Raw genomic sequence first — 19,460 nt, forward strand, 5'->3', positions numbered from 1 at the left:
GTTGAATAAAAATCATATTTAAATTTGCATTATTCATAAGAAACACATATCTTTGCAACCCATAAAGTAGTTTATATGTATTCTCAACACATGGATTTTGTTACCGTCTAAATAGGTATTGCTGCTGCTTGTTGATTATTTCAACTCTCTGCGGCCAGCTGGTTCATGTGTGTATTGTTTCTCATTGAGTGTAGCTCAGTGAGGAGGAGGAGCATTATAAATGACTTTGTTTTATAAAAAATAAGATGTAGCTCATTTTTGTAGTAGCGTCGCAAGATTTCTTTTTGTAGATAGGATGGTTAAAAAAAATAGCAGAAGTTCAAACATTGAGTTGTATAGAATTCTTCTCATGATGATGATCGTGATGCATCACTATGTGGTTAATTCTGGGCTGTTAAGTGAAATGTGTGCAGCTCCTACATCTTTTAAAAGCATATATCTTTTCCTCATGGGAATGTGGGGAAAGACAATTATTAATTGTTTTGTGCTTATCACGGGGTATTTTATGTGTACATCGCGTATTACGTTGCACAAATTTGTAAAATTGCTATTTCAATTAGTATTCTATAATTTAGGGATAGGACTGATATTCTTGTTGAGTGGCAAGATGCCTATAACTTTAATGAACATAGTTAACATTCTTAATCCGATTCAAAGTGTTGATACGGGATTTGTAAGTTGTTTCCTGCTTTTTTATTTGTTTATTCCTTTTCTCAATCGCTTGTTACAAGGAATCTCTAAGCAACAGCATCTATTTTTAGGTTGTTTGGGAATAGGTATCTATACTGTCATAGGAACGAATCCGGTTATTCATGTTGCATTTAATTATATAACATGGTTCAGCGTATTGTATGTGGTAATAGCTTATATCCGCTTTTATGGCATATTCCGTGAACAAAGTGTAACCTTCTGGGGGGGGCTACCGTCATTTTGATATTGCTAAGTGCCTTGAGTGTATTATTCTTATTGTGGTTCCAAATGATAAGAGGACGCGAAGTGACATGGGAACATACGACGTTTTTTGTAACAGAATCGAATAGAGTATTAGCTTTTTTAGTGAGTCTATCAAGTTTTATGTTTTTTAAAAATTTGCATGTACCGCAGAATAAGAGCATTAATACAATTGCTGCTTGTTCTTTTGGCGTATTGTTAATACATGCGCACTCTGATACTATGCGTACATTTCTTTGGCATGATGTTTTCCGTAATGTAGAAATATATCATACATCTGCTATTTATTGGCAAGTGGTTCTTGTTCCAATAGTCGTATTTTGTGTTTGTGTGATGATAGATTATGCTCGTATTCGCTTAATAGAAAATGTATATCTTGATAAATTAGTTTCTTTTATTCAAAAAAACCGGCATTATTGCTGGTTAGCAAATCAATTCAGAATTAATGGATAAGAAAAATATAACCGTAACTTCTCCCTTATTGCCTGATTTAGAGGAGTTCACCAAATCATTACAAGAGATTTGGCAACGGAAATGGATTACTAATAATGGAGTACTGCATGCGCAGTTGGAGTTGGCATTGGCAGAATATCTAAAGGTGCCTTATGTGAGTTTGTTTACTAATGGTACGCTGCCGTTGCTTACGGCTTTACAGGCATTACGTATCACCGGCGAGGTTATAACTACACCTTATAGTTTTGTGGCAACGACACATGCTTTATGGTGGAATGGTATTAAGCCAGTGTTTGTGGATGTGGATTTGTCTACGGGAAATATTGATCCTGAGAAAATAGAGGCTGCAATCACGCCCCGTACAACTGCAATTTTGCCAGTCCATGTTTATGGAAAACCTTGTGATACTGCAGCAATCCAAGCCATTGCTGATAAATATGGTTTAAAAGTTATTTATGATGCGGCACATGCTTTTGGGGTAGAGGTGAATGGGAAGAGCATCCTTGAGGCTGGAGATATGAGTACCCTTAGCTTCCATGCTACTAAAGTTTATAATACAATAGAGGGTGGAGCAATGATTATGCATGATGCTAAAACGAAACAGAGGATAGACTATTTGAAGAATTTTGGCTTTGCAAGTGAAACCGAAGTAATAGGTCCTGGCATTAATAGTAAAATGGATGAAGTGAGAGCGGCTTATGGTTTACTCAATCTTAAACAAGTTGATGCGGCCATTAATGCTCGGCAACGTGTTGCAAAGGTCTATCGAGCAGCTTTAAAAGATATAGAAGGGCTATCCTACTGGGAGGATATGCCTGGTGTAAGGCATAATTATAGTTATTTCCCTATTTTTGTTGATGCAATGAAATATGGAATGACTCGAGATGAACTTTATTTCAAATTAAAGGAACAAGGCATCTTGGGGCGGCGATACTTTTACCCGCTGATTAGTGAATTTTCTACCTATCGTGGTTTAGAAAGTGCTCGTCCGGAAAATCTTCCTAATGCGCATAAGATGGCTGACACAGTAATTTGTTTACCCATGCATCATGCTTTGACGGATGATGATGTGGAGAGGGTGCTCAATGTCATCAAAAAATAGCCATGGTATTTTATCAACAATACGCACATTAATATAAATATATGAAGAACCTTCTTATTATTGGGGCACGTGGCTTTGGACGTGAAGTTTATTCTTTAGCAAAAGAGGCACAAGGTTATCATAAAGAGTTTGTGGTAAAAGGTTTTTTAGATGATAAAGCAGACGCATTGAATGGTATGGGGAATTATCCTCCAATAATAGATAGTGTGGAGCATTATTTACCGGAAGAAGATGATGTGTTTGTTTGTGCATTAGGTGATGTGATTGATAGAAAAAGGTATACAGATATGATTTTGGCTAAGTCTGGTTGCTTTATCAATCTAATTCACAACAGTGCTGTTGTCTGTGAATTTGCGAAATTAGGTGTAGGGTGCATTATTATGCGTGATGTTGTTTTATCTAATAATTCGCATATAGGTAATTTTGTTACTATGCATATAAGATCTGGTGCAGGGCATGATGTTCGTGTTGGAGATTATTGTGAAATAGAAGCCTCCGTTATTACTGGAGGAGGAGTTTCTATTGAAGATTTTGTAACGATACATCCTGGTGCAATCATAACACCACATAAGAAAATAGGGCATCATGCTGTTGTTGGTGCCGGAGCGGTAGTCGTTCGTCATGTAAAACCAGGGATAACAGTATATGGAAATCCTGCTCAAAGATTAGAATTTTAAAATTAAAATATTGATTATGGAATTGAAAGAATTTATTGAGAACTTTGCAGAACAGTTTGATGATACGGAGATTGGTGATTTGAAGCCAGATACCGATTTCAAGGAACTTGATGAATGGTCTTCTTTATTGGCATTAAGCATCATAGCAATGGTTGATGAAGAATATAATGTAACGTTGAAAGGAGACGATATTCGTAATAGCAAAACAATTGCAGACTTATTTGAACTTGTAAAGAGTAAAAGCTAACAGATGGTTGGATATAATCCTTTCACCTTAAAAGGTAAGACGATATTAGTTGTAGGCGCATCATCAGGTATAGGGCTTGCTACGGCTATAGAATGTGCAAAATTAGGTGCAAATGTCGTTTTAAATGGCAGGAATGAGCTTCGTTTAAAAGAAGGTTTATCGCTATTGGATACTTCGGAAGGGCAGCAGCACCATTGTGTCATTGCTGATATAACTTTAGATGATGTTGTGCAGACAATAGCTTCTTTAGATATTACTTTAGATGGAGTCTTTAGTAATGCAGGTATTACAAATGGGAGCAAACCAATTAAATTTGTTAGTGAGGAAGAGTTGTTAGCGGTGTTCCAAACGAATGTACTAGCACACTTTCAGTTAGCAAAAGCTGTATTTAAGAAGAAACTTTTGAAAAAGAATGGTGCTTATGTTTTTACTTCTTCAATAGGTGGAAATATAAGTTACGTTGCAGGTGCAGCAGCTTATGGTATGTCCAAAGCAGCTTTGAATTCATTCATGAAATACAGTGCAATAGAGTTTGCTAATCGTGGTATTCGTTGTAATAGTGTCTGTCCAGGCATGATACAAACACAGATGATACAGCAAGATACTTTGTCTGAGGATGATAAGGCTTCTGATAAAGAAAAGTATCTATTAAAGCGTTATGGACGACCTGAGGAAATAGCACATGTTGTGGCATTTCTTCTTTCAGATGCAGCTTCTTTCATAGATGGTGCTTCAATAGTTGTTGATGGTGGATATTCATTAAATCATTAATATGGCTTTTCTTAAAGTTAAAAATGTTTCGATAAGAGGAGTAGCATGTGCTGTTCCTAAAGACGTAAAAGAAATTAAGGATTTACCTTTCTTTGCTCCAGGAGAGGCTGAGAAAGTTATTGCACTTACGCATGTTGAGCGTTCAAGGATAGTCCCTAAAGGTATGTGTTGCTCTGATTTGTGTCAAGCTGCTGCAGAAAAATTGTTAGACTCTTTGGGATGGGAGCGGGAAACGGTAGAAGCTTTAATATTTGTTTCTCTTTCACGTGACTATATTACACCTGCTACTGCAAATATTCTACAAGAAAAACTACATCTACCAAAGTCTTGTATGGCTTTTGATATACCTTTAGCCTGTTCAGGATATGTGTATGGACTTTCTGTTATAAGTTCATTAATGTCTTCTGGGAATATCAAAAGAGCTTTACTTCTTGTTGGTGAAACGACTTCAGTTTTGCAATCGCCGTTAGATAAAACATTATGGCCATTGCATGGAGATGCCGGTTCTGCAACTGCTCTTGAATATAAAGAGGGGGTAGCACCAATGTTTTTTGACTTGATGAGTGATGGATCAGGTGCTGGTGCAATTATGCATGAATATGGCGGAACTCGTAATCCTATGAATGAAGATAGTCTAAGGATGAGAGAGAGAGAAGATGGAATTATTCGTAAAGGGTATCATGGCTATATGGATGGAATGAGTGTTTTTTCATTTTCAGTAAAAGAACCACCTGCAGCGATTAAAGCCTTGTGTGAATATAATGGGATAGATTTAAATTCGATAGATTACCTCTTACTCCACCAGGCAAATAAATATATGGATGAAAAAATAGGGAAAAAGTTAAAAATTCCATCAGAGAAGATACCTTATTCATTGATGCAATATGGCAATACAAGTAGTACTTCTATACCAATGACAATAGTAGTCGGTATTGGTGATAAATTAAGTCAGGAACAGGCAGATGTAATTATGTGTGGTTTTGGCGCGGGATTATCTTGGGCTGCAGCATATATAAAGTTAAACCATATTGTTAGTTTACCTTTGATAGAGTTAGGATGAAGAAAGTATTATTTATCACAGGTGGTAATAGAGGGCTGGGGTTGGCACTCATAAATTTATTTGCTTCAAAAGGCTATGATATTGTTGTAACAACGAGGAAGAGTTACAAAGATTTTGAAGTTCATTGTAAGTCTTTAGAGCAACAATATGGAATACTCATACACATCCTTTATATGGATTTAGAAAATCGTCAAGCTATTTCTTTGGGCTTAAAAGAGTTTTCTGCTTTGAAAATAGTTCCTACTGTGCTCATTAATAATGCTAGTATATTTTTTGATAAGACTGTCTTGATGAGTACGGTTGATGATATAGAACGATGTTTCCAGGTAAACTATTTTGCAGCAGTGCAAATAACACAACGTGTCGCAAAATTAATGCTTAGGAAAGGTGGAACTATTATAAATATATCATCTGTTTCAAGTTTCACGAAGCAGTCTGCTGTTACAGGATATGGTGCAAGTAAGGCCGCATTAAATATATTTACTACATCTTTAGCGCAAGAATTGGCTCCTTTTAATATTAGGGTAAATGCGGTTGCTCCTGGTGGAATGGATACAGATATGTTTACAGAGCTAAATAAGAAAAATAAAGAAGTTTTAATAGCGAATACTGCTCTAAAACGAATAGGCAATGTTTCTGAAATAGCAGAAGTTGTTTATTTTTTAGCTACGGAGAAATCTTCGTACATAAATGGGCAAGTGATTCGAGTTGATGGAGGATTAATTTATTAAGATAGAGTGTATGAATAAATATCAAGTCATAACAGATTGGTCGCATAAAATGCGAATACAGTGTATAGAGCAAACTTATAAGGCTGGACGGAATGGAGGTCACATGGGGGGAGCTCTTTCGTCTATAGAAATTTTTGCTGCTTTATATTCAAGTGTTGCTAATATAAATCTTGAAAATCGCTATGATGAAAATCGTGATAGAATCATCGTTAGCAAAGGACACTGTGTGCTCTCTTATTTTGCTGCATTAAATTTAGCAGGATTTATAAGTGATGACTTGTTGACAACTTTTGAAACAAATGGTACTACTTTATATGGACACCCACATCGTAATTTAGAGAGAGGAATAGAATTCTCAGCAGGCAGTTTAGGGTTGGGTATCTCTTTTGCGGTGGGAGTAGCAAAGGCTTGCCAACTTAGAAAATTCAATAATCGTATATTTGTCATTTTAGGTGATGGAGAATGTAATGAGGGCATTGTTTGGGAGTCTTTAGCGTTTGCTGCCCATCATAAACTTTCTAATCTTACAATTATCCTTGATAGGAATCATCTACAGTTAGATGCTCCGACTGTAGATATATGTGATATGGAATCTTTCGAGAAGAAATTTAGTGCATTTAATTTAGCTGTAGATACTGTTGATGGCCACAATCCTGAGTCATTGTGTAGGGCTTTAGAAAAAAGATATGATCGAACAAATGTTGTAATTGCTGATACAATAAAAGGAAAAGGGATTTCTTTTTTGGAGAATAATCCTGCGTGTCATCATATTGTGTTAACGGAAAAACAATATAAGCAAGCTTTGGAGGAGAATAAGTATGAAATTAAATAAACTTAAAGCAAAGATATTCTCAAATATGGGGGAGCCTGCCTCTATATTTTATGTGGCATTGATGGAATATATGAAAGAAGATGATAAGGTGATCGTTTTATCTTCTGATGTTTCTAATTATGCCGGGTTAGATAAATTTAAACGGACGTATCCTGATCATTTTATAAATGTAGGTATTGCAGAACAAAATATGATAGGAATAGCCGCTGGCTTTGCAAGCGAAGGCTATAAAGTCATCGTTGAAGCACAATCTTGTTTCCTAAGTATGCGTAGTTTTGAACAATTACGTCAGTATAGTGGTTATATGGGTTTCCCTATAGTCTTCATAGGTATTAATGCTGGACTATCTTTAGCTTATATGGGTAATACACACTTCTCCATTGAAGATTATGGATTAGTTCGGAATATAGCTGGGATACAAGTATTTTCACCATGTGATGCAGGTGAAGCTGTAAAGGCTTTTTATGCGGCAATGCAGTCTGATGTGCCATCATACTTACGGTTAATGGGTAGCTTAGGTGCACAAATGGTATATGATGATGATTTTAATTTTGAAGTCGGTAAACCCATCTCATTATCAGATGGTTCTGATATTCAGATTTTGGCAACAGGAAATATGGTAACTACAGCTTTAAAAGTGCGTGCGCTTTTGGAAGAAAAAAACATTAGTGTGCAAGTCATGGATGTACATACAATTAAACCATTCGATGCGACTTGTCTGTCTTTGAATGCAAAGTTAATAGTTACTATAGAAGAGCATACATTGGTGAGTGGATTAGGAAGCATTGTCGGTTTTGAGCTTGCACAATTAAAAAATACTCCCAAATTATTGCCAATTGGACTACCCGATAGCTATGGTAAGGTTGGAGAATATAACTGGATGTTGGAGGATAGAGGACTTTCCGCTGAAAATATTGTAAATAAGATATTGTCAAATATAAACTAAAATGAATATGGATATATTAAATGAAGTAAAGAACATCGTTGCAGAAGTTTGTGAAGTAGAGATTTCTAAAGTTAATAACGATAGCTCTATAGGCGATTTTGATGCATGGGATTCTATTGGTCACCTTACGATTTTATCGACGGTTGAGGAAAAATTCGGGATAGAGTTCGATCCAGAAGAGATGATGGATTTGGAAGATATAAACGATATCGTTAAAGCTGTAGAAGGAAAAGTAATGTAAAGAAGTTATGAGTATAGAAGAAGTCATCTATCATCATGCACGAGAGACCCCTGAAAAGGTAGCAATTATATCAGGGGCAGAGCAAATAACTTATGCAGAACTTTGGGAGGCTATTAAGCGAGTTGCCGGGACTTTGTTAGAGCGAATGGCTCCTGGCAATCGTATTATTCTGTCGGCTAATAAAGAGATTGATTTCATTTATACCTATTTCGGAGCTCATTTAGCACATTTGATAACGGTTCCCATTGACTCGGAAACGAATGTAACACGTTTACAACGTATCGTGGATACAGCAACTCCTAAACTTATTATTGGGAATTTGAAATACGACGGTGGAAAGAAAATCACGCCCTTTTCTGAGATTTGCAAGAGTAAAGCCCCATTAGAATCCATAATTTTTCCTGATGAAAATAATATCTCTGATATTCTTTTTACGACAGGAACTACAGGTTTACCTAAAGGGGTAGCTCTTTCTTTTCATAATCAAATGATAGCAGCTTCTAATATTAATAGTTTTATAGGAAATACAGATAGCGATATAGAGTTATTAGCTTTACCGATAAGTCATAGCTTTGGTTTAGGTAGAATGCGATGTGTATTCTTGGCAGGTGGGACTATAGTCTTGCTTAATGGTTTTGCAAGTATGAAGAAATTCTATGGCGAATTAGAACGTTGTAAAGTCACAGGATTCGGGATGGTCCCTGCAAGTTGGTCTTATATTCAAAAAATGAGTAAAGACAGGATTGCAAATTATGCACATCAGTTGCGCTATATAGAGATAGGAAGCTCGTTCATGTCCTTATCAGACAAGGAGCATCTTATGGCACTTCTACCCAAGACTCGCATTTGTATGCATTATGGGCTAACAGAAGCATCACGCAGCTGTTTTATTAGCTTTCATCATGATAAAAATGCGCTATCTTCTGTAGGAAAGGCCTCTCCAAATGTTGATATAAAGGTCTTTGATGAAAAAGGATTCCCTGTTAGTGATGGAAGTGATGGGGAAATTTGCGTAAAAGGTGAGCATGTGTGTACAGCTTATTGGGGAGTTCCAGATGAGATGTTTCATCAAGACTTTAACGGTGACTATTTTAAAACGGGTGATTGGGGACATATGGACTCAGATGGTTATGTATATTTACGGAGCCGAAAAAAAGAAATAATAAATGTAGGTGGGAAAAAAGTTTCTCCAATAGAGGTTGAAGAGCAACTTAATCAAACAGAGCATATAAAGGAAAGTGCCTGTGTTGGCATATTCGATGCTGTTTTAGGTGAAGTTGTAAAAGCTTATATCGTTAGTGAAAAACATGATATAGACTTTAACCAAGTAGTAAAACTATTGGGTAGTAAGCTGGAAAATTATAAAATCCCTGTAAAATTTGAGTATATTGATGCTCTACCTAAAACTCAAAATGGAAAAATACAGCGGCATTTATTAAAAGAGAAAAATTAATAAATATGGAAAAGGAAACAAATATAGATAAGCTCTTTACATTAGATACTTTTTCAAACGATGCAATATCAGATAAACTATTTTTTAATTCTTTAAAAGATGAACTGATATTTCACTATGAAAATAATGAAATGTATAAGCAATTTTGTATAAGGAAGAACTTTAATCCTTATACAAATTTCTCACTTGAAGATATTCCACCTGTTTCTGTCAGTGTTTTTAAAGAGTTAGGGAAATCTTTATCTTCAGTCCCCCAAGATGAAATTAAATTAACTCTTCAATCTTCGGCAACATCTGGCATTCCTAGTTCTATTGTTGTTGACAAGATAACTGCTAAACGGCAATCGAAAGCTATGATACGGGTGATAGAGGAAGTAATAGGGCATCAGAGGAAGCCTTTCCTTATTATGGATATTGACCCAAAATCTGAATTTAAACAGCTTTTAGGAGCTCGTTTTGCTGCGGTAACAGGCTATTTAAAGTTTGCAAGTAAAGTTGCTTATTTCCTTAAAGTAAAAGAAAATAATATATCTTATTTTGATATAGAGGCAATGAAGACTTTTATTGATAGTTTAGATAGAAGTCAACCAGTTGTTCTTTTTGGTTTTACTTATATTCTTTATGCAAATGTTTTAAAAGGGATTTCTTCTAAGAATATTAAAATACAACTGCCAAAGGGTAGTCAGATTATTCATATTGGAGGATGGAAAAAATTAGAGTCTGAAAAGATAAGCAAAGACAAATTTAATATTGAGCTTGCCCACTGTTTTGGAATAGAACCTTCTGACATTATAGATATTTATGGTTTTACCGAGCAGATGGGATTAAACTATCCTGATATGAAGGATGGGTGGAAGCATTGTTCTGTTTATTCAAAGGTAATAGTACGTGATGTTGTTACACACGAGGTGCTTCCTGCAGGTAAAGAAGGTATGTTAGAGTTTATATCTCCAATCCCGCATTCATATCCGGGGAACGTTATTCTAACAGATGATTTAGGAGTTATTGATCCTAATTTTACCTCTAATGAGGTAGGAGGAGAGCGTTTTAAGGTCTTAGGCAGAATAAAAAAGGCAGAAGTCCGTGGTTGTGGTGATATTTTATCTCAGAAATTAACTTTCGTAAAGAAAAGAGAGGATAAGGTGGTTGATAAGCATCTACAGGTATTATTGCATGCTGAAAGTTTAAAAGCTTCAGACCCACTATTACAACTTCAAGAATTGATTGTAAAGTTAAAGGCAAAGCAAGAATGGCTTCGCCATCAACCGACAGAAGCTCTTATTGGACTTATTGCAGAGGTAGCGAAAAAATGGTCAGACGATACTTCTTTAGCCTTCTTGAAGGATAAAGGGCTATTATTCCTTTCATCATGGTGTGATTATAATCATTTGTCCTCAATGGCTCATTTGGGTATTAAGGGGAACTATCAATATTTAGACCAATATTTGGCCTTTCCTAATTCTGAAAAGCACATGCTACGTGCTAATGCTCGTGGCTTGGTATGCCATTGGTTAGCAGGAAATGTTCAAATACTTGGGTTGTTTGCTTTGGTTCAATCTATTATCTCTAAAAATGTAAATCTTTTAAAGGTGTCTTCAAGAGATAATGGTGTTTTTGAGACCATACTCAATTCCTTTAAAGGTGTTTATTATAAGACAGCACAGGGATACACAATAACTGGAGACGAGCTGTTAGATACAATAGGTTTGATATATTTCTCTCATCATGCAGATTTGTTAGGCGAGGAGATGTCAAAGCAGGCTGATGTACGTATAGCGTGGGGAGGAAAAAGTGCTGTAGAAACAGTTTGCGGTTATCCTACTAAATTTGATGCAGAGACAATCATCTTTGGACCAAAACTTTCTTGTGCTGTTATAGCAAAAGAGATGTTGACGGATGAGTCTGCCGTAAAGAAGTTGGCACGCCGTATTTCTGTTGATGTTTCTGTATTTGATCAGACGGGCTGTGCCTCACCCCATAATCTTTTTATAGAAAAGGGTAGCAACATATCAATTGAAAAATTTGTAGAAGCATTAGCAAAGGCAATGGAACGGACGGAAAAACAAATACCCAAAGGTACAGTATCCCAGGAAGAGGTCTCTGCTATTCATTCTATTCGAGGAGTTTATGATTTTAAGGGTAAAGTTATAGGGAGTCCAACAATGTCTTGGACTCTATTAATTGATACGCAAGTGAAATTAGCTAATCCGATCTATTCTCGTACGCTATTTATTCATCCCGTTGAAAATTTAATGGAGGTGACACCTCTTCTTAATGAAGATATTCAAACAGTTGGTCTTGCAGCTCCTAATGAACGAGCAATCTCTTTTGCTGAAGCTGCAGCACAAAGAGGCGTTGCCCGTTGTCCTCAATTAGGAAGGATGCTTAATTTTGAAATGCCATGGGATGGTATTTTCCTTTTTGATAGACTTGTACGTTGGAGTACGTTAGGTGGACCTTTGCGATGATTTCCCTCCCACACAATAATTATCTGTTATAATTCATTTGTGAATTTTAAATTAAGATGGAGAAAGAATGCAAGAAAATATGTAATTTACATTGTGTCCCTGACGATAAGTTTATTGATGGATTAATTGAGGTAATGGATTATACATCCAATGCTAAGGTAAAGAATGAATTTATCTGTATATCCGAACATGAATTTACTTATAAGTATATCAAAAAGAAAGAACGAGTAAAGTGCATAACATCTTCACAACTGTTGAGTTATATTGCCCATGGCGAGTTTAATGTTATATTTCTTCATAGCTTATATTCAATTCCTCTTAATGCTATTATAACAATACCAAAGGAAATTAAAATTGTGTGGTTAGCATGGGGCTACGATTTATATTGTAAACCTACAATGTGCTCCCCTTTCATAAAAGTATCGCTTTACCATAAAAAAACTTGTAAAGCATTAAAACGAACTTCTTGTAAGGAGGCATTATATGAAGGCTATTGTTATGGCAAATATCTTTTCAATAGAAAAAAAATACAAAGGATTGTCAATCGTATAGACTATTTTTCTGGTGTAATACCAGCCGAGTATCATTTAATGTCCCGACTGCCTTATTTTAAAGCGCAAGAGGTTGTGTTCAATTACTTTAAATTGGATGCTATTATATCAAGAAAAAATTTAGATACTTTCTTTCCAATAGGACGGAATATTCTTGTTGGTAACTCAGGAGATCCCTCCAATAACCATTTGGACGCATTTGAGCTATTGAGACATTTAAATTTAGAAGGAAAAAAAATATATGTCCCTCTTAGCTATGGCGGAACAGCAGATTACCGTGGTAAAGTAAAAAAAGAAGGAGAAAAGTATTGGGGGAAGAATTTTATAGCATTAGAAACATTTCTGCCTTATGAAGAGTATTGCAGAATAATCGCATCATGCGGTTCTGTTATTATGTTCCATGAGCGTCAACAGGCTTTGGGCAATATATCTGTTGCTCTGTGGAATGGATGTAGCGTTTTCCTTTCTGAAACAAGTGAAGTTTTTAAGATGTATAAAGCAATGGGAATTCCATTATTCAGTCTACAAAGCGATTTAGTGGATGATAATCTTCAACAAGTTTTTTCTCGAGAGGAAATCATGTACACACGAGAAAGACTATTAGCGTTTGGAGCAGAAGAAGTGTTACTTGGTAATATTCGAAAATTATATGAAAAGTTGCAGCCTGATATTTTTACTTCCCCATCTAAATAATCAGTACGTGGTTTAATGAAACGATTCAGGATTGGACATGAGCTGATTTCAAAACAGAAAAGGTTGGTGCGAATTTAAGCAAGAATGACAGACCCTTGTAAGATGTTAACAATGAGTGTGTTGTGGAAGGCCTTAGCATATGGCCTTTGAAAGTAAAATACGAAATGGTGCATTTCCATCGGTTTTATCCAATAAAACAGTTTGTTTTGTGCAGAAAAAGCATTGTAATTATAAAGTAAAATGATTGGCTTTGTGGCGCGAAAGCATAGCTTTTTAGAGTAAGAGATGTTGAAGAATGAAGAAGATGCATGTTCATAGTTTGTTAGGGCGTTATTTCATTATGTTTGAAAGGATGTGTTTTGGTATTTTATTCTTATAAAACAGAGAGGGAGGTCGTTCACTCATCCGTGTTGCTTATTTTCGTTTAAGCTTTCAACCGGTTATCCAACTGCTTATCAATTAATTTATATTGATTGCACTATTTCCTGCCTTTTTATTTACTTATTAACATTTTGTTAGTCATTTCTCCTATACATAGGTGGCTATGTCTTATTGGATGATAGGACAATGCGACTAACCATCAAGTAGAATTCGTACAGGTTTTAATGGAACAATCAGAAGTTATTTAGTGAGAGACTTTTCTTATATATTGGTATTTCGAGAAGATGGAAAATAAATCTTTAAAATCTAAAACAACAAAAGGATTACTTTGGAGTAGTATAGATCGGTTTTCTAATCAAGGCGTTCAATTTCTATTCTCTATCGTATTGGCACGACTTTTAGTCCCAAGTGATTATGGAATTGTTGCTATGGTGGCAATATTCTTTATGCTTGCCCAATGCTTTATAGACAGTGGATTTGGTTCTGCGTTGGTGAGGAAGCAGGATAGGACTGAAGCTGATTTCAACACTTGTTTCTATTTTAATATTGTTGTAGGCATTGTTTGTTATTTGTTGCTATTTGTTTGTGCGCCCTTTATTGCTGATTTTTATAATCAGCCTATTCTTAGTCCCATTGTTCGGGTTTCAGGTTTAAATGTTCTTTTTAATTCATTATGTATTGTCCAAGGTGCTCAATTCACTTTTAAAATGGATTTTAAATCGACTGCAAAGATTTCTCTTTCTTGTACAATAATTTCTGGTATTGTAGGAATTGCTTTGGCTTATATCGGGTTTGGTATTTGGGCATTGGTATGGCAGGGTATAGCATCAACACTTCTTAGGACGATTTTGTATTGGATTGTTGCAGGTTGGCAACCTAAATGGATTTTTTCTTGGGAATCGTTTCGGTATCTATTTGGTTATGGTTCGAAACTATTAGCATCCTACTTGATAGGAGCAATTTATGAAAATATCTATCCGTTGGTAATAGGTAAGTTTTATACACCGGCACAGTTAGGGAATTATTCAAGAGCATTAGGATGGGCACAGCTCCCATCTTCTAATATAACGGGGATATTGCAACGTGTGACATTTCCTGTATTAAGTGAAATGCAAGGCGATGAGGAGCGGATAGCAATCAATTATCGTCGGTTAATCCGTTTGTCAGCATACATTATTTTCCCATTGATGATTGGGCTTGCTGTTGTAGCATCTCCTTTAATTAGAATTGTGTTGACAGAAAAATGGGATGGCTGTGTATTATATTTACAGATTATTTGCTTGGCATTAATGTGGTATCCTGTGCACGCTATTAATCTAAATTTATTAGAGGTAAAAGGGCGTTCAGATTTATTTCTTAGATTAGAAATTATTAAGCGAGCTGTTGGTATCGTTATAATGATTATAACAATTCCTATGGGGGTTTTGGCAATGTGTTGGGGAATGGTTATCTCTTCTTTGATAAGTCTGTTCTTGAATACACACTACACAGGAAAACTTATTAAGGTGGGTTATTTAGTTCAAATGCGTGATTTATTACCCATTCTCTGTGTTTCATGTGTTATGGGTGGGGTAAGTTTTTTAGTAGTTAATTCTGTTTCTATGGAATGGCTGAGCCTTTTGTTAGGTGTGGTAATTGGTGGAGTTCTTTATTTGACCCTTTCCTATATTTTCTTGCGTGATGAGGTTGATTATATAATGAGTATTATCCGTAAAAAATAAAATGAAGATACAACGTATTATAATCGTCAGACCGCATAGTGTATCTGGAGGAGCTTTAGTGTTGGCTGCTTTATGCCGTTTATTGCGCGAGCGCGGTATAGATGCACGCTTGTTTGATATTCATGTTGAGCCGACGCGTGGAACAAAGTTATGGAAATTTTGGTTTTCTTGGATAAAGCATGTTTTGCATTTCCTAATTTATCCTTTGTTGTGTCGCTTTATTAACAATCCAAATAGTCCACGATATAAGATTTATCAGACCTTTCTTCGAGAACCAATAGAAGGAGTAAAATTGCAATGGAACCCTTTTTTCAGTCGTAAAAATACAGTTGTATTATATCCTGAAAAGGTGTATGGGAATTTCCTTAAAGCAAGACATGTTGTGCGTTGGCTACTTTATTATAATCCTTATCCAAATGATGAAAAGGCATTTGGGAAAGATGATTTGGTAATAGCTTTTCGTAGTATATTTAACGATGAGAAGCTCAATCCAAAAGGCTATCAGGTTCAAGTTTTATGGTTTAACAATCAGCTTTACCGGCGTTATAACTATGGTAATCGAAAGGGAAATTGTTATATTATACGTAAAGGAGCGAATAGAAATGATTTGCCAACCCATTTTGATGGTCCTGTGATAGATTCTTTATCTGAAGAAGAAAAGGTGCAAGTACTTAATAAATGTGCTTATTGTTATTCCTATGATATACAAACGTTCTACTCAGCCATTGCTGCTATCTGTGGTTGTATATCTGTGGTAGTTTTAGAACCGGGTAAAGAGAAAGAAGATTATTATAGTGTTGCTGATTTAGAAAACCAAGATGGAGTCGCGTATGGTAATACGCCAGAGGAAATTAAAAAGGCTTTAGCAACTTGTGATAAACTATTGGAGAAAGTCAATTTTGTGGCACACAATGCACGAGAGATTGACATTTTCTTAGCATTGTTACAAGCTAAATTCAATTAATTGTTTGAATTTTAATGGGACGTATTGTTTACATAGATAGTTTAAAGGGATTGGCAATACTTTCGGTTATTGTTTCTCATGTAAGTGTTTTCTTACTTGTAGGTAAAATTAATTTATTGTCAACATTTGTTGGCGTTTACATGATGCCACTATTTTTTGTATTGTCAGGTTTGGTTATAACCGAGATACCTAATAGAAAGAAACTTATTTCCAAGTTGGCTCGCTTTTTATCACCTTTCTTTTGTTTTGGCGTATTCTATACTTATTTGCATGGTGACAATATTATATTCTTTTTAGTAGATAAGTATAAGTCTGGTTACTGGTATCTTTATATGCTTTCGTTATTTTACTTGTTTTTACCTCTTTTTCGTAAAAATGCTGATACCAGACATGCTGTTATTTATGATTTGACAGTTGTTGGGGTAATAATGTTGTCAGCTAAAATCTTGGAGCTTTTAGTCTCACCACGTTTTGTTGATTTATTCTGTCTTGATTGGGTTGCTCGTTATTGGTTTTTCTTTGTAGCAGGTTTTCTTATTCGGCGTTATAACTGGCTGCCAAAACTTGATAAGGGTTGGATATTGTTATTATCGTTTTTTATTGGGGTATTAAGTTTTATACAATATGTGAAAGGGATAACTGGCTATATTCATTCTGCAACATTAGGAAGTGTTATTTTTTTTATCTTATTTTTTAAACGGAACGGACTATATTTTAATAAATTAAATTTTATCTTTTCTTATTTTGGGCGCAATACACTTGATATTTATTGTCTTCATTATTATATTGTGTTGTTTCTTATCATATTGTTTCCTGTCCCTTGGTTTAAAACAGATTTAAATTTACTATGGTTGGTGGTACTTTCATGTGGGTTATCAGTTATAATAGCTTTCTTATCAATTTTAATGGGGAAGTGCTTGCATAAAATATATTGGTTCGATAATGTTGTCTATGGTAAGATATTTAGCAAATGCTTTTCTCATTAAGGTTTAAACTTAATTTCCTTTATATAATCGGTAAGGTAGAATCTTTTTAGGAGGTATCTTATAGAGATTGCAAATCGAATCTTAAAAGATTTTGAAATGATATTGATTGATGATGCTAATACAGATACTTTTATGCTAATCGGTGTGAGAAGTCCATTATACGTGAGTATATTGTGACAAGAATTATATTACTGTAACGGAGTCTTTGATAGGAAGATTTCCCTTATTAGCTTATGTGAAGAGTTGTAAGTATTGTATATTTTAATAATGATAAAATTTAGTATAATTGTTCCTTGCTATAAGGATTTATTTTTAAGAGAATGTATAAGCAGTATTCTTAGCCAGACGTATACTAATTTTGAATTGATTCTAGTCAATGATGGTTCTCCATATAATTTAGATGAGATAGTTGGAGAATTTCAAGATAAAAGGATACGATATTATAGAAGGAAACATGGCTTGGGTGCAAAAAAATTAGTTGATAATTGGAATGATTGTCTTAAATATGTTACTGGAGAATATGTTATCAATATGGGTGATGACGATAAGTTACTTCCCAATTGTTTACAAGCATATATTGATTTAATGGCAGGATATCCAAAACTTGATATATACCATATGAGGACTGAATTTATTGATGAAAATAGTAATGTAATTGGTGAGCAGTCTGAGTATCCTAGTTATGAGTCTATTTATTCATTTGTTTGGAGTATATTATCATTGCAAAAACGTCCTGTAATAGGAGATTTTTTGTATAAGGTTGATACCTTGCGCAAAAATAATGGTTATTATAATCTTCCTTATGCTTGGCATTCTGATAGAATATCGGCAATAATAATGGCTAAAGAAAAGGGTATCGCAAGTACTCAAATAATAGGCTTCCAGTTTAGAAATAGTAGATATGAAATATCTTCTGATACAGCTATAACTGAAGATAAAGTGCAGTGTTGGACAAAGATAAAGAAATGGTATCAAGATTTCCTTTCACTTGCTCCTATGGATTCCGAGTCTGTTTATTATTATAACTTATCAAGAAAAGAGCTTAATCGGTTTATAGAAAATTCAATATTGGAGGATATTGATTCAGATTTGGCAGCAAATAAGTGGCGTGTGTTTAAATGGGTTAGTAGAGTCTTTAAATTGAGGCTATCTGTTAGGGTACTGTGGATTACAATTTATAATGCCATAATAAAATTTAGAAACAAAGAAAGTGTTATAGATGTATAAAACTATTTAATTTATTTCCAAGTTTACAAGATGATAAAAGTATCTGTCATTGTTGCAGTGTATAATGTAGCCCCTTTTTTGGATAAGTGTATGACCTCTTTGAAGAATCAGACTTTAAGAGATTTTGAGGTAATATTGGTTGATGATGGAAGTACAGATAAGTCAGGACGGATATGTGATGCTTATGCTCGCGAAGATAGTCGGTTTAAGGTTTTTCATCGAGCAAATGGAGGTGTGGCATCTGCAAGAGAATTAGGAGTTGAGAAAGCTTCTGGTGAATATTTGATTCATGTAGATCCAGATGATTGGATAGAAGATGATATGTTAGAAGAATTGTATGGTTGTGCAATCTCTGAGGCTGCAGATGTTGTGATTTGTGATTTTTATATAGATACTCTCCCTGCCGCTATGGAATATTCAAGGCAGCAGCCTAGGGATTTGAAGCATTCAACAATACTCACACAATATCTTGATTCTTCTTTACATGGATCTTGTTGGAACAAACTTGTGAAACGTAGTGTTTGGAGCGCATTAGATATACATTTTCCCTTGATTAAGTTGTGTGAGGATATGTGGGTGAATGCCAAATTAGCGATGAATGATATAAGTTTTTCCTATTTAAATAACGCTTTTTATCACTATGTTCGGATTGATCGTGTAGGGAGTGTAACGAGGGGGGGGAATGTACAAGCAGGTATAAACGCTTATGAAGCGAATGTGTGTTTTCGAAATTTGCTACAAGATACAGACTATTGGGAAACTTATGTAAAGTATAGTATGCCTTGGATGGCCTATTTAGCGTTATACTACAATGCGGTATCAGTTGAAAAGTTTAAGCAGGAATTTAGAGATTTGCAGCATGTTTCGAGTGTAGGATGGATACTCAGATTATCTGTAAAATGGTATTGGTTAGGACAACTGATCTTGTTGGCAAGAAAGTGTCTTGGAAAACTACGAGATTGGCTTTATTAGGGCTCTTGATATTATTATGATGTACAAGAAATC

General features: G+C 35.1%; 19 protein-coding genes. All 19 read left to right on the top strand.

Translation table 11 applies throughout. The features are described from left to right. The first annotated feature begins 349 nt into the window (after nucleotides 1-349). Nucleotides 350-934, top strand: a complete 585-nt coding sequence (locus HMPREF9431_RS13125) for a hypothetical protein (RefSeq protein ID WP_004379228.1) — start codon at nucleotides 350-352, stop codon at nucleotides 932-934. A 44-nt stretch (nucleotides 935-978) separates the two neighbouring features. Continuing rightward, nucleotides 979-1,404, top strand: a complete 426-nt coding sequence (locus HMPREF9431_RS12680) for a hypothetical protein (RefSeq protein WP_155812905.1) — start codon at nucleotides 979-981, stop codon at nucleotides 1,402-1,404. Further along, nucleotides 1,397-2,506 carry a DegT/DnrJ/EryC1/StrS family aminotransferase gene (locus HMPREF9431_RS01210; RefSeq protein ID WP_004379230.1) on the top strand — a complete coding sequence of 370 codons (1,110 nt, stop codon included), beginning with the start codon at nucleotides 1,397-1,399 and terminating at the stop codon, nucleotides 2,504-2,506. Before HMPREF9431_RS12680 ends, HMPREF9431_RS01210 begins: the two co-directional genes overlap by 8 nt. 41 nt (nucleotides 2,507-2,547) lie before the next feature. Further along, on the top strand, nucleotides 2,548-3,183 hold the full coding sequence (locus HMPREF9431_RS01215) for an acetyltransferase (RefSeq protein WP_004379231.1): 636 nt from the start codon (nucleotides 2,548-2,550) through the stop codon (nucleotides 3,181-3,183). 16 nt (nucleotides 3,184-3,199) lie between these two features. Continuing rightward, nucleotides 3,200-3,430, top strand: a complete 231-nt coding sequence (locus HMPREF9431_RS01220) for an acyl carrier protein (RefSeq protein WP_004379232.1) — start codon at nucleotides 3,200-3,202, stop codon at nucleotides 3,428-3,430. Between the two features lie 3 nt (nucleotides 3,431-3,433). Further along, a complete protein-coding gene (locus tag HMPREF9431_RS01225; RefSeq protein WP_004379233.1) occupies nucleotides 3,434-4,201 on the top strand; it encodes an SDR family NAD(P)-dependent oxidoreductase in 768 nt (255 codons plus the stop codon). Between the two features lies 1 nt (nucleotide 4,202). Continuing rightward, nucleotides 4,203-5,261 (top strand): 3-oxoacyl-ACP synthase III family protein, encoded by a 1,059-nt coding sequence (locus HMPREF9431_RS01230; protein WP_004379234.1) that lies wholly within the window; start codon nucleotides 4,203-4,205, stop codon nucleotides 5,259-5,261. Beyond that, a complete protein-coding gene (locus HMPREF9431_RS01235) occupies nucleotides 5,258-5,992 on the top strand; it encodes an SDR family NAD(P)-dependent oxidoreductase (RefSeq protein WP_004379235.1) in 735 nt (244 codons plus the stop codon). Before HMPREF9431_RS01230 ends, HMPREF9431_RS01235 begins: the two co-directional genes overlap by 4 nt. A gap of 10 nt (nucleotides 5,993-6,002) precedes the next feature. Then, the gene (locus HMPREF9431_RS01240) at nucleotides 6,003-6,824 is read left to right on the top strand and encodes a transketolase (protein WP_004379236.1); all 822 of its coding nucleotides are present in this window, start codon (nucleotides 6,003-6,005) and stop codon (nucleotides 6,822-6,824) included. After that, nucleotides 6,811-7,770 (top strand): transketolase family protein, encoded by a 960-nt coding sequence (locus HMPREF9431_RS01245; RefSeq protein WP_028899241.1) that lies wholly within the window; start codon nucleotides 6,811-6,813, stop codon nucleotides 7,768-7,770. The genes HMPREF9431_RS01240 and HMPREF9431_RS01245 overlap by 14 nt, the downstream gene beginning before the upstream one ends. Nucleotides 7,771-7,777: 7 nt before the next feature. Further along, a complete protein-coding gene (locus tag HMPREF9431_RS01250) occupies nucleotides 7,778-8,011 on the top strand; it encodes an acyl carrier protein (protein ID WP_004379238.1) in 234 nt (77 codons plus the stop codon). 7 nt (nucleotides 8,012-8,018) lie between these two features. Continuing rightward, nucleotides 8,019-9,464, top strand: a complete 1,446-nt coding sequence (locus HMPREF9431_RS01255) for a class I adenylate-forming enzyme family protein (protein WP_004379239.1) — start codon at nucleotides 8,019-8,021, stop codon at nucleotides 9,462-9,464. Between the two features lie 5 nt (nucleotides 9,465-9,469). Continuing rightward, nucleotides 9,470-11,932: a LuxE/PaaK family acyltransferase gene (locus HMPREF9431_RS01260; RefSeq protein ID WP_004379240.1), complete on the top strand. Its 2,463-nt coding sequence runs from the start codon at nucleotides 9,470-9,472 to the stop codon at nucleotides 11,930-11,932. Between the two features lie 56 nt (nucleotides 11,933-11,988). Beyond that, nucleotides 11,989-13,176 carry a TDP-N-acetylfucosamine:lipid II N-acetylfucosaminyltransferase family protein gene (locus HMPREF9431_RS01265; protein WP_004379241.1) on the top strand — a complete coding sequence of 396 codons (1,188 nt, stop codon included), beginning with the start codon at nucleotides 11,989-11,991 and terminating at the stop codon, nucleotides 13,174-13,176. 665 nt (nucleotides 13,177-13,841) lie between these two features. Further along, the gene (locus HMPREF9431_RS01270; RefSeq protein ID WP_004379242.1) at nucleotides 13,842-15,278 is read left to right on the top strand and encodes a lipopolysaccharide biosynthesis protein; all 1,437 of its coding nucleotides are present in this window, start codon (nucleotides 13,842-13,844) and stop codon (nucleotides 15,276-15,278) included. Nucleotide 15,279: 1 nt separating this feature from the next. After that, nucleotides 15,280-16,242, top strand: coding sequence for a hypothetical protein (locus tag HMPREF9431_RS01275; protein WP_004379243.1), 963 nt, complete (start codon nucleotides 15,280-15,282; stop codon nucleotides 16,240-16,242). A gap of 14 nt (nucleotides 16,243-16,256) precedes the next feature. Continuing rightward, nucleotides 16,257-17,228 carry an acyltransferase family protein gene (locus HMPREF9431_RS01280; RefSeq protein WP_004379244.1) on the top strand — a complete coding sequence of 324 codons (972 nt, stop codon included), beginning with the start codon at nucleotides 16,257-16,259 and terminating at the stop codon, nucleotides 17,226-17,228. Nucleotides 17,229-17,495: 267 nt separating this feature from the next. Further along, nucleotides 17,496-18,455 carry a glycosyltransferase family 2 protein gene (locus HMPREF9431_RS01285; protein ID WP_004379245.1) on the top strand — a complete coding sequence of 320 codons (960 nt, stop codon included), beginning with the start codon at nucleotides 17,496-17,498 and terminating at the stop codon, nucleotides 18,453-18,455. A gap of 30 nt (nucleotides 18,456-18,485) precedes the next feature. After that, nucleotides 18,486-19,427: a glycosyltransferase family 2 protein gene (locus HMPREF9431_RS01290; protein ID WP_004379246.1), complete on the top strand. Its 942-nt coding sequence runs from the start codon at nucleotides 18,486-18,488 to the stop codon at nucleotides 19,425-19,427. The last annotated feature ends 33 nt before the right edge of the window (nucleotides 19,428-19,460 follow it).

The sequence above is a fragment of the Segatella oulorum F0390 genome, from assembly GCF_000224615.1.
GTDB lineage: Bacteria > Bacteroidota > Bacteroidia > Bacteroidales > Bacteroidaceae > Prevotella > Prevotella oulorum.

Bases quoted from the DNA above. Each gene is read 5' to 3' on its own strand.
- HMPREF9431_RS01275 (WP_004379243.1), top strand. From the start codon at position 15,280: ATGAAGATACAACGTATTATAATCGTCAGACCGCATAGTGTATCTGGA.
- HMPREF9431_RS01290 (WP_004379246.1), top strand. From the start codon at position 18,486: ATGATAAAAGTATCTGTCATTGTTGCAGTGTATAATGTAGCCCCTTTT.
- HMPREF9431_RS01270 (WP_004379242.1), top strand. From the start codon at position 13,842: ATGGAAAATAAATCTTTAAAATCTAAAACAACAAAAGGATTACTTTGG.
- HMPREF9431_RS01245 (WP_028899241.1), top strand. From the start codon at position 6,811: ATGAAATTAAATAAACTTAAAGCAAAGATATTCTCAAATATGGGGGAG.
- HMPREF9431_RS01210 (WP_004379230.1), top strand. From the start codon at position 1,397: ATGGATAAGAAAAATATAACCGTAACTTCTCCCTTATTGCCTGATTTA.
- HMPREF9431_RS01260 (WP_004379240.1), top strand. From the start codon at position 9,470: ATGGAAAAGGAAACAAATATAGATAAGCTCTTTACATTAGATACTTTT.
- HMPREF9431_RS01220 (WP_004379232.1), top strand. From the start codon at position 3,200: ATGGAATTGAAAGAATTTATTGAGAACTTTGCAGAACAGTTTGATGAT.
- HMPREF9431_RS01285 (WP_004379245.1), top strand. From the start codon at position 17,496: ATGATAAAATTTAGTATAATTGTTCCTTGCTATAAGGATTTATTTTTA.
- HMPREF9431_RS01280 (WP_004379244.1), top strand. From the start codon at position 16,257: ATGGGACGTATTGTTTACATAGATAGTTTAAAGGGATTGGCAATACTT.
- HMPREF9431_RS01215 (WP_004379231.1), top strand. From the start codon at position 2,548: ATGAAGAACCTTCTTATTATTGGGGCACGTGGCTTTGGACGTGAAGTT.
- HMPREF9431_RS01230 (WP_004379234.1), top strand. From the start codon at position 4,203: ATGGCTTTTCTTAAAGTTAAAAATGTTTCGATAAGAGGAGTAGCATGT.
- HMPREF9431_RS01265 (WP_004379241.1), top strand. From the start codon at position 11,989: ATGGAGAAAGAATGCAAGAAAATATGTAATTTACATTGTGTCCCTGAC.
- HMPREF9431_RS01250 (WP_004379238.1), top strand. From the start codon at position 7,778: ATGGATATATTAAATGAAGTAAAGAACATCGTTGCAGAAGTTTGTGAA.
- HMPREF9431_RS01225 (WP_004379233.1), top strand. From the start codon at position 3,434: ATGGTTGGATATAATCCTTTCACCTTAAAAGGTAAGACGATATTAGTT.
- HMPREF9431_RS01240 (WP_004379236.1), top strand. From the start codon at position 6,003: ATGAATAAATATCAAGTCATAACAGATTGGTCGCATAAAATGCGAATA.
- HMPREF9431_RS01255 (WP_004379239.1), top strand. From the start codon at position 8,019: ATGAGTATAGAAGAAGTCATCTATCATCATGCACGAGAGACCCCTGAA.
- HMPREF9431_RS12680 (WP_155812905.1), top strand. From the start codon at position 979: ATGATAAGAGGACGCGAAGTGACATGGGAACATACGACGTTTTTTGTA.
- HMPREF9431_RS13125 (WP_004379228.1), top strand. From the start codon at position 350: ATGATGATGATCGTGATGCATCACTATGTGGTTAATTCTGGGCTGTTA.
- HMPREF9431_RS01235 (WP_004379235.1), top strand. From the start codon at position 5,258: ATGAAGAAAGTATTATTTATCACAGGTGGTAATAGAGGGCTGGGGTTG.